The 12359-nt window shown below is 62.8% G+C and carries 14 protein-coding genes; 7 read left to right on the plus strand and 7 right to left on the minus strand.

What is annotated here, in order from left to right; all coding sequences use genetic code 11:
* Window positions 1–68: 68 nt before the first annotated feature.
* The gene (locus tag GJR98_RS14265) at window positions 69–1037 is read right to left on the minus strand and encodes a CPBP family intramembrane glutamic endopeptidase (RefSeq protein WP_151139308.1); all 969 of its coding nucleotides are present in this window, start codon (window positions 1035–1037) and stop codon (window positions 69–71) included.
* 6 nt (window positions 1038–1043) lie between these two features.
* Entirely contained in the window at window positions 1044–3125 is a 2082-nt protein-coding gene (gene lonB / locus GJR98_RS14270) for an ATP-dependent protease LonB (protein WP_151139309.1), read from the minus strand.
* 169 nt (window positions 3126–3294) lie between these two features.
* Here lonB and GJR98_RS14275 point away from each other — a divergent pair, with 169 nt between their 5' ends.
* From GJR98_RS14275 to GJR98_RS14285, 3 genes are read left to right on the plus strand one after another with little or no spacing between them, the layout of a single operon-like run.
* Window positions 3295–3846: a nicotinamide-nucleotide adenylyltransferase gene (locus GJR98_RS14275; protein WP_151139310.1), complete on the plus strand. Its 552-nt coding sequence runs from the start codon at window positions 3295–3297 to the stop codon at window positions 3844–3846.
* 1 nt (window position 3847) lies between these two features.
* Window positions 3848–4630: an SAM hydrolase/SAM-dependent halogenase family protein gene (locus GJR98_RS14280; RefSeq protein ID WP_151139311.1), complete on the plus strand. Its 783-nt coding sequence runs from the start codon at window positions 3848–3850 to the stop codon at window positions 4628–4630.
* Window positions 4630–5250, plus strand: coding sequence for a trimeric intracellular cation channel family protein (locus GJR98_RS14285; protein WP_151139312.1), 621 nt, complete (start codon window positions 4630–4632; stop codon window positions 5248–5250). Before GJR98_RS14280 ends, GJR98_RS14285 begins: the two co-directional genes overlap by 1 nt.
* Window positions 5251–5387: 137 nt before the next feature.
* On the opposite strand, the gene thsA is transcribed toward GJR98_RS14285, so the two are convergent.
* From thsA to GJR98_RS14300, 3 genes are all read right to left on the minus strand, one after another.
* On the minus strand, window positions 5388–6950 hold the full coding sequence (gene thsA, locus GJR98_RS14290; RefSeq protein WP_151139313.1) for a thermosome subunit alpha: 1563 nt from the start codon (window positions 6948–6950) through the stop codon (window positions 5388–5390).
* 138 nt (window positions 6951–7088) lie between these two features.
* On the minus strand, window positions 7089–7370 hold the full coding sequence (locus tag GJR98_RS14295) for a HalOD1 output domain-containing protein (protein ID WP_151139314.1): 282 nt from the start codon (window positions 7368–7370) through the stop codon (window positions 7089–7091).
* A 59-nt stretch (window positions 7371–7429) separates the two neighbouring features.
* The gene (locus GJR98_RS14300) at window positions 7430–8074 is read right to left on the minus strand and encodes a helix-turn-helix domain-containing protein (RefSeq protein ID WP_151139315.1); all 645 of its coding nucleotides are present in this window, start codon (window positions 8072–8074) and stop codon (window positions 7430–7432) included.
* A 140-nt stretch (window positions 8075–8214) separates the two neighbouring features.
* Between GJR98_RS14300 and GJR98_RS14305 the strand changes: the two genes are divergently transcribed.
* Complete coding sequence (locus GJR98_RS14305) at window positions 8215–9039, plus strand: amidohydrolase family protein (protein ID WP_151139316.1); 825 nt, start codon at window positions 8215–8217, stop codon at window positions 9037–9039.
* Window positions 9040–9050: 11 nt separating this feature from the next.
* On the opposite strand, the gene GJR98_RS14310 is transcribed toward GJR98_RS14305, so the two are convergent.
* Together GJR98_RS14310 and GJR98_RS14315 are read right to left on the minus strand one after the other, a co-directional pair.
* Window positions 9051–9953 carry a glycosyltransferase family 2 protein gene (locus GJR98_RS14310; protein WP_151139317.1) on the minus strand — a complete coding sequence of 301 codons (903 nt, stop codon included), beginning with the start codon at window positions 9951–9953 and terminating at the stop codon, window positions 9051–9053.
* An 81-nt stretch (window positions 9954–10034) separates the two neighbouring features.
* A complete protein-coding gene (locus GJR98_RS14315) occupies window positions 10035–10793 on the minus strand; it encodes a class I SAM-dependent methyltransferase (protein ID WP_191965473.1) in 759 nt (252 codons plus the stop codon).
* A gap of 106 nt (window positions 10794–10899) precedes the next feature.
* Here GJR98_RS14315 and GJR98_RS17545 point away from each other — a divergent pair, with 106 nt between their 5' ends.
* The 3 genes from GJR98_RS17545 to GJR98_RS14325 all read left to right on the plus strand — a co-directional run bounded on the left by GJR98_RS17545 (window position 10900) and on the right by GJR98_RS14325 (window position 12343).
* Window positions 10900–11061: a hypothetical protein gene (locus tag GJR98_RS17545; RefSeq protein WP_191965474.1), complete on the plus strand. Its 162-nt coding sequence runs from the start codon at window positions 10900–10902 to the stop codon at window positions 11059–11061.
* 121 nt (window positions 11062–11182) lie between these two features.
* On the plus strand, window positions 11183–11455 hold the full coding sequence (locus GJR98_RS14320) for a winged helix-turn-helix domain-containing protein (RefSeq protein ID WP_004044165.1): 273 nt from the start codon (window positions 11183–11185) through the stop codon (window positions 11453–11455).
* A 105-nt stretch (window positions 11456–11560) separates the two neighbouring features.
* Complete coding sequence (locus GJR98_RS14325; RefSeq protein ID WP_151139319.1) at window positions 11561–12343, plus strand: MBL fold metallo-hydrolase; 783 nt, start codon at window positions 11561–11563, stop codon at window positions 12341–12343.
* Window positions 12344–12359: the final 16 nt, after the last annotated feature.

The raw sequence follows: 12359 nt of genomic DNA on the forward strand, positions 1-12359 counted from the left end.
CCGCACACTTGAACGCATCCCCGCACGAACGCGGCCCCGCATCCAGTCGAAGTCGATATCGTCACCGACTACCAGTCGAACAGCGCGTTGCCCACGAACTCCAGTGCGTTCACCAGATAGTGAGCGACGACGACGACGAGGAGACTCTCCGTGAGGACGAACGCCGCCGCGAGGACGAATCCGAGGAGGCCGGTGACGATGATACCGAGTCGACCCTGCGCGCTGTGGCCCGCACCGAACGCCGCCGACGACACGGCCGCCATGAGCCACGGCGAGACGTCGAAACCGACGGCGACGGCGCCGACGAGCGCACCACGGAACAGCAGTTCTTCGAATCCTGCGATAAGTGGGAGTGCAACGAAGAGCAACAACACCCACCCTGCACGGGACTCCGGAGTGAGTGACTCACGGAGCGCTTCGTCGGGGGTGAATCCGAACTGCCGACTGAGCGTCGACCCGAGGCGGTTCGCTCCGTAGAGAGCGAGGCCGAGTGCGATTCCGATGCCGACTTTCGTCGGCAGGTCACCGGTCGAGAGACCGAGTGCTGCCGCCGGGATGCCTGTATACCACGCACCGACGGCCAAGAACGCGCCCAACACCCCCTGCGAGACGGCGACGTTGGCAATGAGAAGGTATGTGGGAAGGTCTGCAGGCGCCGACGCCGGGTCTGGTGTCGGGACGACCGGTGCAGACGACACGCGGTCGAACACGCTCTCGTCGTCTCCTGTTGCTGCAGTGTCGGTGGTGACTGCAGCTTCGTCTGTCGTGACTGCTGCGTCGTCTGACGTGTCTGTCTCACTGGTCACGTCGGTGTCGGCCACGGCTGTTCTGTCGTCCTCGCCGCTGGAGTCTGCCGCTTCGTCACCACCGTTGGCGACGTCGTCGGACTCACTGAGTGATGTCTCTCGGCGGGAAGCGTCGTCGAAAGAAGGTGCGTGACCGTCTCCGTGCGGAACTCCTCGGGAGACGTACGCGAAAGAGAGGAGGACGACGAGAACGAGGCCAGTGAAGCCCGTAAACGCCGCCCAGTCGGTCATCCCGCGTTACTGCGGGCTGGGGCTGGAGGGCCCGACGCCCTTGCCCTTGTTGAGGGCCGAGCCAGTGATGCTCTTGAGGCGGTCGACGAGTGAGTCCTTCTCGGGTTCGCCTTCGAGGGCGACTTCGAGGACCTCGCTGATGTGCGAGACGGGGATGATGTCGATCATCTCCTTGTACTCGTCTTCGATCATCACGTCCTGCTCGTTCGCGGCAGGGATGATGACCGTGTCACAGCCAGCCTTCGCGGCGGCTTCGATCTTGTGGGTGACACCGCCGACCGGGAGGACGTCACCGCGAACCGACAGCGAACCGGTCATGGCGACCGACTGGTCGATTGGGATGTCCTCCAGCGCGGAGATGACGGCGGTCGCGACCGTGATGGACGCGGAGTCACCGTCGACACCTTGCTGGCCGGTCTGGACGAACTGCACGTGCACGTCCATCTCAGAGAGGTCCTGGTTGGAGAACTTCTTGATGATGGCCGAGACGTTCTGGACGGACTCTTCGGCCATCTCCTTGAGTTGGCCGGTCGCGATGACCCGTCCCGGACCCTGTGACGGCGTGACTTCGGCCATCACGGGGAGCATGATACCGGAGTCTTCGCCCATGACGGCGAGACCGTTGACGCGGCCGGTGACGAACCCATCGTTGACAGAGAGTTCGTAGTCCTTGCGGCGCTGGATGTACTGGTCGGCAATCTGCTGCTCGATGGAGCGCGCGCGGCGCTTCGCCTGCAGCACGTGGTCGCGGGTGGTGAACTCCGCGTTCTCGCCGCGGGCGATGTCGCCTGCGACACGGACCAGTCCACCGAGGTTACGGAATTCGAGGGTCAGGTGGCCCTTGCGGCCGGCACGCCGACGGGCTTCGAGGATGACTTCCTCGATTGCCTCTTCGGTGAAGTGCGGCAGACGGCCGTCGTTGGAGACCTCCTGAGCCACGAAGCGCGCGTACTTGCGGCGCATCTCGGGGGAGTCTTCGATGGTGTCGTCCATGTAGACCTCGTACCCGTACCCTTTGATACGGGAACGGAGTGCGGGGTGCATGTTCTCCATCGCGTCGAGGTTACCCGCCGCGATCATGATGAAGTCAGTCGGGACGGGTTCGGTCTGGACCATCGCACCCGAGGAACGCTCGGACTGGCCGGTGATACCGAACTCGCCTTCCTGAATCGCCGTCATCAGGTGCTGCTGACTGCGCACGTCGAGGGTGTTGATCTCGTCGATGAACAGGACACCCTTGTTTGCCTTGTGGATGGCACCGGGTTCGACGCGGTCGTGGCTTGGCGTCTCCATCCCACCGGACTGGAATGGGTCGTGACGCACGTCACCGAGCAGGGCACCCGCGTGGGCACCGGTCGCGTCCTGGAACGGCGCGGCCTTCTGGTCGGCGTTGTTCACGATGAGGTTCGGAACCATCGCGTCGCTGCCGCGGGAACCATAGCGGAATGCGAGATAGATGATACCCGCGGCGAGGATGCCGAGGAGGACCTGCTGTGCGATGATGAGGGAGTAGCCCAGCACCACCGCGATGATGATCCACATGAGGAACGAGCGCATCTGGTTGCGCTTGCGTGCTTCCTCTTTGTGGGCCTCGACAATCTGGTCGCCTTTGCCCGCGGGAACAGTACGGACCTTCGGGCGGTTGCCGTCGTCGGGGTTGTGGTAGACGAGAACGTCCTGTAACTCTTCGCGGGGAAGGAGTTCAGACATCGCCTTCGCGAGCATCGACTTCCCCGTCCCGGGGGAGCCAATCATCATGACGTGGCGGCGCTGTTTGGCCGCCTTCATGATGACGTCGCGGGCGTGTTCCTGTCCGATGACCTGGTCGACGAGTCGGTCTGGGACAGTAATCTCCTCGGAGGTCTCTATCTGGAGTCCACCGAGCAGGTCGTCTTCGTCCACGTCGTCAGCCACGTCGGCCTCGATCTCGACGTCACTCCCGAGGTCGTCGATAGTATGCTCATCGACCTCTTCGGCCTCCTCGTGCTGGAGATTCGACCCACTGTCGGCACCCTCGTCGAAGGGCGTCTCGGCGGGCGAGTCCTCCTGCTCGTGGAGGCTGTCGTCGGTATTCGTATCGTTACTCATAGAACTGTCGTCGCTACTTCTAATGTAGGCCCTTCGCCTGATATACTTTCTCCCCATTTGCACATCGTGCACCTTGCCGTAGCTGTGTGTTTCGAGGCCCCTACTACCAGAATACCGGATTTATTCCGACTCGGCGTATTTATAAGTAGTCCGACCTAACGGCCGACCGATGCGGGGGTTCTACATCGGCCGTTTCCAACCGTACCACAACGGCCACCACCGAATGGTCGAAGAGATCGCCTCAGAGGTCGACGAGCTCGTCCTCGGTATCGGGTCCGCCGGAGACTCACACTCACCGCGAAACCCGTTCACTGCCGGCGAACGAATCATGATGGTCAACAAGGCCGTCTCGAATTTCGATATCACGACGTACGCGGTCCCAATCGAGGACCTCGACCGGAACTCCGTGTGGGTCAGCCACGTCCAGTCGATGTCGCCAGCGTTCGAAGTCGCGTACTCGAACAATCCGCTCGTCATCCAACTGTTCAAAGAAGCGGGTGTCGAAGTCCGCCAGTCACCCATGTTCAACCGCGAGGTTCTCGAAGGGACCGAGGTTCGACAGCGGATGATAGAAGACCGCGACTGGGAGTCGCTCGTCCCCGACGAAGTCGCCGACGTCGTCCACGAAATCGGCGGTATCGAACGAATTCAACGGATCACCGCGTCGGACCGGTCTGAGCACGTGACGAGTGGTCCCGACGACGATTCGAGTCCCTACTGAGATGATCACCCTCGCGTCTGACTTCGGTTCGGCATACCCCGCGGCGATGAAGGGCGTCATCCTCTCCAAGACGGACGCTCGGCTCGTCGACATCGGACACGACTTTCCGCGACAAGACGTTCGCGCAGCAGCGTTCTGGCTCCGCGAGACACTGCCCTACTTCCCACCCGCAGTACACCTCGCGGTCATCGACCCGGGTGTCGGCACCGAGAGACGAGCGGTCGTCGTCCGCGTCGGCGACCACGTCTTCGTCGGCCCCGACAACGGCGTGCTTCGACCCCCGGCACGCCGCATCGCCGAGGGCCACGGTGGTGACGTCCCAATCGAAGCCTACGAAATCCGCGTCACTGACCCGGAATCTGCGACGTTCCACGGCCGCGATGTCTTCGCTCCCGCCGCAGCAGACGCGCACGACGTCGGTTCCGACGCGCTCGACACCGTCGAACGATTCGAACCATGCTCCGTGGAGCCACTCACCGACCTTCAGTTCCCGTCCCCCACAGTCGACAGCGAGGCTCAGACTGCAACCGGAGAAGTCCTCGTCGTCGACGACTTCGGCAACTGCATCACCAACCTTCCCGGTGACTTCGTCCGCGGCCACGACCGCGTCGACGTGAACGGCGAACCGACGCCGGTCGGCCAAACGTTCGAGGCAGTCGCTCGCGGTGAGCGACTCGTCACCGTCGGCAGTCACGGCAACGTCGAGTGCGACGTCAACCACGGCCGAGGAGACGAGGCGTTCGGCCTCGAACCCGGCGAGACAGTGCGCCTGCGGGTCGCGTGATGGTCGTCGCCGACGTCGACCCCTTCGCGGTGATGAACGTCGTCGGGCTGCTCGCGTTCGCGGTCGCAGGGTCGCTCAAAGCCGCAGACGCCGGCCTCGACATCTTCGGTGTCGCAGTGCTCGGCGTGGTGACAGCGCTCGGTGGCGGGACGACCCGAGACGTTCTCGTCGACCGACTCCCGGCGTCACTTGCGGCCACAGGCGACATGAGCGTCGCGCTCGTCGGCGTCGGCATCGCGCTCGTCCTCATCCACTCGCTCCACGGGCAGGTTCGTGACCATCCCGCATTCTTGACGTCGGACGCCATCGGTCTCTCGGCGTTCGCCGCAACGGGTGCGCTCGTCGGCGTCCAAGCCGGTGTCTCACCGTTCGGCATCGTCATCCTCGCGACGATTACGGCCGTCGGCGGCGGGTCGATTGCGGACATCCTCATCGGTCGCGTTCCAACGGTCCTCCGCGACGACTTCTACGCGACGCCAGCAGTCGTCGGCGGTGTCGCGTTCCTCGTTGCCGAGTCAGTCGGCGCACCGACTGCCGTCCCCTCGGCACTCTGTGCCGCGCTCGTGTTCACGGTGCGGATGCTCGCCCTCAGATACGAGTGGCGGTTGCCACGGGTGTGAATTCGAGGTTCAGCGTCAGAGCGAGGCGCTCGCGGAGCGTGTGAATCGAAAAAAGGCGCTTCGGAGCAACACGAAGTGGCCCGACAACCACGGGATGGTCGTCGGTGAGCAGTACAGGTGCAGTCGGGTGAGACTGCTTACTTGGCGGCGATGACGTCGTCGATGCGGACAATCATCGTCGCGGCCTCGGTCGCGGACTCGATGGCCTCGCGCTTGACGGCCACGGGGTCGATGACGCCGTGTTCGACGGGGTCGCCGATTTCACCGGCGCGGCCGGTCGAGATGATGCCGGCGATACCTTCGTTCTCGTAGCGGGCGCGCAGGTCGACCAGTGCGTCGATGGGGTCCATACCCGTGTTCTCTGCGAGGGTTCGCGGGAGCGCTTCGACGGCGTCGGCGTAGGCTTCGACGGCGAGTTGCTTGCGCCCCTCGATACCGGCGGCTTCGGACCGGATGCGGTCGGCGATGGCGATTTCGGTCGCGCCAGCACCGGGGACGACACCGCCCTTGTCGATGGCGGCGACGACCACGTCGACGGAGTCGTTGATGGCGCGTTCGAGTTCGTCGACGACGTGTTCGGTGCCTCCGCGGAGGAACAGCGTCACGGACTTGGCCGCGGCGCCACCCTCGACGAAGGTGAGTTCGTCGTCGCCGAACTTGCGGATGCTGACGGAGTCGACGTGACCGAGGTCAGACTCCTCGATGTCAGAGAGCGACCCGAGACGCTTGGCGCCGGTCGCACGGGCGAGGGCGCGGGCGTCGGAGTTCTTCACGCTCTTGAACGCGAGGATGCCGGCGTCTGCGAGGAAGCCTGCGACGCGGTCGTCGATGGACTTCGTGCAGAACACGACGTCGACACCGGCGTCCTTGAGAGCCTTCGCGTAGCCACGGAGTTCGCGGTCTTCGGCGTCGATAGCCGCGGTGAGCTGGTCGACGGAGGTGATGTTGTACTCGGTGTCGACTTCGCTCTTGCGGACGTCGAGTTTGACGTCGAGGACGGCGACAGTCGCGTCTTCGACGGACCGGACCATGTTCTCGCTGACGGGTTCTTTGTCGAGGACGACGCCCTCGACGAGTTCCGTCGCGGACGAGGAGGCACCCGTGCGAGTGAGCACCCGAACGTCGTCGCGGTGGAACTTGCCTTCGGCGTCTTCGTGGACCATACGAACGCCTTTGACTACGTGTTTCGCGAGGACGTCGGCGGTGACGTCACCGGTTCCCTTGCCCGTCATCGAAGACTCGGCGACCTTCTGGAGGAGGTCGTCGTCGAGGTCGACGTCGAGGACCATGTCGTCGACCGCTTCCTGCGCGATGCGGGCGGCCTCTGTGTAGCCTTCGACGATGACGGTCGGGTGGAGGTCTGAGTCGAGGAGGTCCTCGGCGTGGGCGAGGAGTTCGCCCGTGAGAACGGCGGCGGTGGTCGTGCCGTCACCGACTTCCTCTTCTTGGGTCTGCGACACTTCGACGATCATCTGCGCGGCGGGGTGTTCGATGTCCATCTTTTCGAGGATGGTCGCCCCGTCGTTCGTGATGACGACGTCGCCGGAGGAGTCGACGAGCATCTTGTCCATGCCGCGGGGGCCGAGCGTGGTTCGTACGGCCTCGGCGACGGCCTTACCGGCGCGGATGTTCGAGTCCTGTGCGGAGCGGCCGTGTGTTCGGCTGGAGCCCTCTGCGAGAATGTATAATGGTTGCTGCATTCGTGAAGCCATGTTGAAACCTCAACCGCTATCAATGATTGCAATTCTATAAATATGTTTCGGCGGGAAGTGCGCTAGGAAATCGCACGACACAGTGGCGTTCACCGGGGGTGTTCGTCGGGTCGAGTCCGTGGGTCGTCAGTCGTCGACTTGACTCACGGTAATCGTTCCGTCTCCAAATAACGAAACGAGCAATCCGGCATAGTGAAACGTGAAACGTCGAGACGGGTCGTGGGAGGGTTCAAATAATGTATCGAGAGCCTCAGGGTCCACTCCAATATCTGCCAGCGGTGGGAGTTCGAGGGGACTGAGTTCTTTCGCCGTTGCGACAGCAGAGGTGATAGCAACGGCTACCTCTTCGTAACGGTCGGCCGAGATGGTTACCACGGACCCAGCGTTCGTGTCGAGCTGGTCGTCCATACGTCCGGAACGGCAGTCTGGTACGTATCGGTGTGGGTTGATTATGTAACCCGTCGAATTTAGGGAGACTCGTCTCGAATCCGCTCTGCGAGGGTCCGATACGCACGACGGAGGCGTGCTGCGACGGCCTGTCGGGAGATATCGAGCTCCGCTCCGAGTTCGTCCAGCGACGTTCGACGGTGTTCGTCGAAGTATCCCAGTTCGAGTGCGAGGAGGAGTGCTTCACGTTGGCTCTCTGTCAGCCCTTCGCTCAACGGCGCCTCGTCTGCTGCGAGCGGTGTAATCCGGTCGAACTCGGCTTCGATACCGTTGTTGGCCCAGTGTACCCTGAGGGCGCTCAAGTCGCTGTGAGATGGGACACGAAGTCGAAGTCGCCACGTCTCTGCACTACTCGAACATTCGAGGAGGACGGTCCCGTGGTCGTCTAACGCGGCGAGCAGACCACTTTGGCGTGGGTCCCAGTTAGAACCATAGAGTGCCCCATTTGGGACCGTCTGAACGAGCGTCACCTCGTCGGGTCCCAACGAAGATTCGATTGCATCTCTGAATACAGCGGCATCTGGGCCCCTCGCCCAGACGTACGACGTTGCGTCGTCCGAGAGTGGAATCGTCTGTTCGAGTTCGAGTTCGAGGTCGTACTGCGCTACCGACTGACCGAATGGAAGCGCAGAAAGAGGGACGAGGACCTCCGCAATCAGACACACAGTGACTGAAGGAGAGAACAGACCAAAAAGCTGCGTCGTTGTGTTCTCTCTCGTCGTTGTAGAAGAAATGAACGTCACAGACCACGACGAGTCATCTGCGATTCTAAACCTATTTGACGCGGACGGATGACCACTGGACGATGCTGGAGCTGGAACACGGGTTTCGGGTCGTCGACGTGAACGCACGCCTCGACCCCGACAAGCAGTCGATTGCGACGCGAGGACGAGAGATTAGCCCCGAGCGATTAGAACGCGAACTGCATCAGGCGGGCGTCGTCCGGGCGATCGTCTCTCCGGGCACACAACCGGGAGACCAGAGTTATCTGCGGCCGAACAACGCAGTCGCACGGATGAGCGTCGACCGACCATTTCTCGCGTTCGCCCGCGTCAACGGCCCACGAGACCCGAGCAGTCGGACGTCCGCACGTCTTCGGAACCTCACGTCCTCACGGAAAGAGTATCACACCGACCCCGACGACGTCGAACAGTACGCGTACGACGACCGTTTCCACGGGTTCAGTCTCGCCCCCGCAGTCGACGGCCTTCCGGACGACGAGACGTTGTCGATGTTGGAAGACGTTGGGCTCCCCGTCTTCGTGGAGGGTGGAGAAGCGTTCCCGCCACGTGCGGTCGCTGACTCGCTGTTAGGGCGGTTCCCCGTGATTCTCTCGAGTTTCGGCGGCTTCCCACTCGACCGAGACCTGATGCACGACGCGATGGAGTTACTCGACGACCACGACGACTTCTATCTCGACACGAGTTTCGTCAGATATCGAAGCATCCTCGAACGAGCACTGCTCGAACATCCGGACCGTGTCCTGTTCGGGAGCGGTGCACCGGAGACGCACCCGAACGTCGGCGTCATGGAGATTCTCACGCTCGACGTCTCGGAAGATGCGATGGCGAAGGCGTTCTCGAACAATGCGGCGCGAGTCATCGAGTCGCTCGCACCGGGAGAAACGTAGTCGGCGCGAACTCAGCGCCAGTCGTAGCGCGCGACTGCTCGGTCAGCACGGGCAGAACAACCGTGCGGGTTTCGTGCCCGCGAGCGGTCACGGGCACGGGCAACCATCCCGTCTGACGTTCCCGTCGCGATTCCAGCGACGACGTCACGTCCGGTTCCGACCCAGCCAGACGGCGTCACGTCACCTCTGAGGACACCGACCGCTGCTTCGAATCCATCAGAGATGGCGTGTTTTGCGGTGCGTTCGACAGCGGCCGGTCGAAGGCCGTAGTTCTTCACGAGTCGGTACGTCAACGCCCGATACTTCCATCCCCAGTCCCGTTCTGAGATGCCACCGTCCGCTTCGAACTCACGACGCACGCACATCTCCGGTGCCCATCCGACTCGCCGGTCGAGGTGTGCAAGTCGGTGGGCTGCATCACGAGCACCGCCGGTCTGGAGGTACTCGTCGAATCCGTCCAGTGAGTCGATGACGGCGCGGCGGAAGGCGACGTTTCCGCCGTTGAAGTAGGTGACGTCACGGCCAGCAATCGTGTTCTCTTCGAGTGACTCGGTCGTCATCCCGTTTCGGAGGGTCTGGTGCATCGGCCCAGTGACGACGTCGGCATCGTCGATGCCGTCTTCGAGCGCCGAGAGCCACGAGGGCTCTATCGAGAGGTCGTATCGGAGGAGGGCGACGACGTCGCCACTCGCCACTTCGATGCCCGCGTTGCGTGCGACGTTGAGGTTCCGGTCAGACAGTTCGACGAGGACGTCTACGTCTTCGCGCTCTCTCACCATCCCGGTCGTCCCGTCGGCCGATGGGCCGTTGACGACGATAACCTCGGCGTCGGGGGCATGCTCGGCCAGCGCGTCGAGGCTGGTTGCGAGACGGTCCCGACCGTTGAGAGTCGGGAGCACAACCGAGAGGTCCATACCGGACACTGGGAGTGGACGTACTTAAATGTGAATCGAGAACCGTGTGAAAGTGTATCGCAGAACAGCGCTACCGTCGTCTCACTCGGCGTCGCTCGCACGATTCGTCGCGCGAGACTCGGCCTCGGACGCCCCGGTGACGTTCGCATTCCAGTACGAAACGGACGCGATGTCGTCACCGACGGGTGAGTTTCCGACTGTGAGGTCGAGCGACCGGAACGGACGCGCGATGCCGTTCGGCACCTTCCGATAGAACCCGAACGGGACGACGAAGTCGTGTTTCGCGTCCGTGAGTTCGAGACCCGCGTCGTCGAGAAGTCGGTGGACGTCGTTCTCCGAGTAGAGTCGAGAGCCCATCGGAAGCAGCCAGTTGTAGGCGACACGAAGACTCTGGTCGTTGAACGTGTCGAAGAACACCTGTCCCTTCGAGACACGCGCCATCTCTGCTAAGAACTTCGCCGGCGTGTCCGCGAGGTGGAAAAACCGCATCGCGAACACCGCGTCGAAGTGGTCATCTGGGAATGGTAACCGCGCAGCGTCGCCACGGAGGAACTCGATCCGATCTGCGACGCCTGCTTCGCGGGCCTTCTCCCGTCCCTGTACCATCATCGCCCGTGAGATGTCCAGTCCGACGACGTTCGCTCCTTCCTGAGCGAGCATCACGGTGAACCGACCGGTCCCACAAGCGATTTCGAGGACGTTCTTGTCCTCGACAGGGCCGAGTGCCGCGAGGACTGCCTCTTTTTCACGCCGGTCGATGAGCCGACCACCCTTGGAGAACCGCTTCGAGTCGTACTCCTGGGCGACCTCGTCGGCCTGGTACCACTCCTTTCCTTTCACGCTACGCATAGTCGCGGGGGCGACGGTAAAACGGTACTGGATATGCGATGACGAACCGGTGCGGTACAGGGATATACTTTCGTCTATAGAGCGCGTACCATGGTACATGCCAGCATGTCGATGTTGTGGGTCGATACACGAGGCCGACGAACTGACGCGCCACGTCCACGAGGAGTGGGTCGTGGTCCACTGTCCCGACTGCCACGCCGCGATGGGGAGTTACCGTCTCGGCGCTCCAGCCGTCGACACGATGCGAAAAGCGAATTAATCACGTGACAGTCTGGCGATTATCGCCCACTTCCCGGAAAATAATATGTGTATAAGGTGTCTGCATTGTTTTGTCACACTTGAAGCTAACCCTTAACACAGAGGAACTATGTCACACAGGTATGAGCACCACCACTGCAGAGCCTGATACTGAAGACCTTCTCTCGGAGGCCGAGTTCCGAGAGCGTCTCCGCGAACTGCCACCGAGCGCGAAACTCGTCGCCAAAGTTCTCGAGAGCGATGCACCGCTCTCGCAGGGCCAACTCGCGGAGGAGTCGCTGCTGCCGGACCGCACCGTCCGCTACGCACTCAACCGTCTCGAAGAGTCGGACCTCGTCGGTTCGCGCTACTCCTTCAAGGACGCGCGCAAGCAGGTCTACTTCCTCAACACGTAGAGCGGGCGACCACGGTATCGCAGTCGACGACGCGGGGCGCACCCCGCAGACCAAGCCACCACTTCTGTCGAACCCGATAAACCACTCGCGAGCGTAGCCGCCGCCATGCACGTCACGCGCGTCTCGGTTCCCGTCACGACTCGCGCCCCGAGCGGTGCGACGAACGCGTACATCGTCTCCGACGGAGACGAACAACTCCTCGTCGACCCGGCGGCACGAACCGCCGAACTCGACGCCCTCGTCGAACGACACGGTAGTACCCATCTCGCGGTCACCCACACCCACCCCGACCACGTCGGCGCAGTCGCCGAGTACGCTCGTGAGACCGACGCGACAGTCTGGTGTCGTCGCGGGCGAGAACGCGCCTTCGAAGCTGCGACCGGTGTCGAACCAGACCTGACGTTCACCGAAGGGACGACCATCCCCGTCGGGTCTGGCGTCGACGTACTCGACACACCGGGACACGCACGCGACCACGTGACCTTCGTCGTCGGCGGCGACTACCTGTCGGGTGACCTCGCCGTCGCTGAGGGGAGCGTGGTCGTCGGGGCGCCCGACGGAGACATGCGCGCGTACCTCGTCGCACTCAGACGACTCCATGCACGCGACCCGGCGACACTCTACCCCGGCCACGGACCCGAGATTACCGACCCGCGACCTGTGCTCGAACGTCTCGTCGCACACCGCAATTCCCGCGAAGCGGCAGTTCTCGATGCTATCCGCGCCGGCAATGCGACACCAGACAGCGTGACCGACGCCGCGTACGACAAAGACATCTCGGCGGTTCGTGACCTCGCTCGCGCGACGGTCGTCGCCCACATCGAGAAACTCGCCGCCGAGCGTCGGGTTCAGTGGGACTCCGACCAAGAGCGCGTGGTCGCAATCTAGCGCCGGACTGCTTCAC

It is taken from the genome of Haloferax marinisediminis, from assembly GCF_009674585.1.
GTDB classification, from domain to species: domain Archaea; phylum Halobacteriota; class Halobacteria; order Halobacteriales; family Haloferacaceae; genus Haloferax; species Haloferax marinisediminis.

Bases quoted from the DNA above. Each gene is read 5' to 3' on its own strand.
- GJR98_RS14265 (WP_151139308.1), bottom strand. From the start codon at position 1,037: ATGACCGACTGGGCGGCGTTTACGGGCTTCACTGGCCTCGTTCTCGTC.
- lonB (WP_151139309.1), bottom strand. From the start codon at position 3,125: ATGAGTAACGATACGAATACCGACGACAGCCTCCACGAGCAGGAGGAC.
- GJR98_RS14275 (WP_151139310.1), top strand. From the start codon at position 3,295: ATGCGGGGGTTCTACATCGGCCGTTTCCAACCGTACCACAACGGCCAC.
- GJR98_RS14280 (WP_151139311.1), top strand. From the start codon at position 3,848: ATGATCACCCTCGCGTCTGACTTCGGTTCGGCATACCCCGCGGCGATG.
- GJR98_RS14285 (WP_151139312.1), top strand. From the start codon at position 4,630: ATGGTCGTCGCCGACGTCGACCCCTTCGCGGTGATGAACGTCGTCGGG.
- thsA (WP_151139313.1), bottom strand. From the start codon at position 6,950: ATGCAGCAACCATTATACATTCTCGCAGAGGGCTCCAGCCGAACACAC.
- GJR98_RS14295 (WP_151139314.1), bottom strand. From the start codon at position 7,370: ATGGACGACCAGCTCGACACGAACGCTGGGTCCGTGGTAACCATCTCG.
- GJR98_RS14305 (WP_151139316.1), top strand. From the start codon at position 8,215: ATGCTGGAGCTGGAACACGGGTTTCGGGTCGTCGACGTGAACGCACGC.
- GJR98_RS14310 (WP_151139317.1), bottom strand. From the start codon at position 9,953: ATGGACCTCTCGGTTGTGCTCCCGACTCTCAACGGTCGGGACCGTCTC.
- GJR98_RS17545 (WP_191965474.1), top strand. From the start codon at position 10,900: ATGCCAGCATGTCGATGTTGTGGGTCGATACACGAGGCCGACGAACTG.
- GJR98_RS14320 (WP_004044165.1), top strand. From the start codon at position 11,183: ATGAGCACCACCACTGCAGAGCCTGATACTGAAGACCTTCTCTCGGAG.
- GJR98_RS14325 (WP_151139319.1), top strand. From the start codon at position 11,561: ATGCACGTCACGCGCGTCTCGGTTCCCGTCACGACTCGCGCCCCGAGC.